Source organism: Streptomyces sp. XM83C (genome assembly GCF_023072675.1).
Classification (GTDB): domain Bacteria; phylum Actinomycetota; class Actinomycetes; order Streptomycetales; family Streptomycetaceae; genus Streptomyces; species Streptomyces thermocoprophilus.
Map to the genome: position 1 here is coordinate 1 of NZ_JALLGL010000607.1, position 1,120 is coordinate 1,120.

Sequence of the window (1,120 nt, forward strand, 5' to 3'; positions counted from 1 at the left end):
GCTCAGCGGCACAGCTCCCGCAGCGCTTCCCCCAGGACGGCGACCCCCTCGGCGATGACCCCGGGTGGGCTGCTCGCGTAGCCGAGGACGAGTCCGGGCGGGCCGGGCCGCTGCCGGTGCCAGGACAGCGGCTGGCACTTCACGCCACGGGCGAGCGCGGCGCCGGCCAGCTCGAGATCCGGTACGTCCGCCTCGTACGTCACCGTCAGATGCAGCCCCGCCGACGCCCCGTGCACCACGGCCCCCGGCAGATGCACGGCCAGCGCGGCGATCATCGCGTCCCGGCGGGCCCGGTGCCGTCGGCGCAGGGTCCGCAGATGCCGTTCCAGCTCGCCGGAGTCCATCAGCCGGGCCAGCACCAACTGCGGCAGCACCGGATTGCCCAGGTCGGCGAAACGCTTCGCGTCGGTCAGCGCGCCGCGGTGGCGGGGCGGCGGCACCATCCAGCCGATCCGCAGCGCCGGCGCGAGCAGCTTGGACACGCTGCCGAGATAGCAGACACGGTCGGCGAGCAGCCCGCGCAGGGCGGGCACGGGCGGCCGGTCGTAGCGGTGCTCGGCGTCGTAGTCGTCCTCCAGGATCAGCCCGCCGTCCCGTGCCCACGCCAGCAGCTCCCGGCGGCGCTCCCCGCTCAGGACGACCCCGGTCGGGAACTGGTGGGCCGGGGTCAGCAGCACCGCGCGGGCCCCCGTGGCGCGCAGCGCGTCCACCCGGACGCCGTCCTCGTCCACCGGCACGCCCGGGGTGGCGAGGCCGCCCGCCTGAAGATGCTGCCGGGAGCCCAGCGAGCCGGGGTCCTCGACGGCGACCGCGTCCACGCCCTCCGCGCGCAGCACCGGATGGAGCAGCGTCAGCGCCTGCGCGGTCCCGGACACGATCAGCACCTCGTCGGGTGCGACCCGTACACCCCGGTTGCGGGCCACCCATCCGGCGACGGCCCTGCGCAGCTCGGGCACGCCCCGCGGATCGCCGTACCCGAGCTGTTCGGCGGACAGCCCGCCCAGCACCGCCCGCTCGGCCCGCAGCCACGCCGCGCGCGGGAAGGCGGCCAGGTCGGGCCGGCCGGGCGTGAGGTCGACGGCGGCGGGGGCGGCGCGCAGCTCGTCGAAGACGGCGGGGC

Annotated in this window: 1 protein-coding gene; it reads right to left on the reverse strand. The window is 77.1% G+C overall.

The annotated features are described in order from the left end of the window. Positions 1-2: 2 nt before the first annotated feature. Positions 3-1,120 (reverse strand): aminotransferase-like domain-containing protein (locus MTQ10_RS30655; RefSeq protein WP_247474048.1); only part of this gene is annotated, 1,118 nt, incomplete at its 5' end.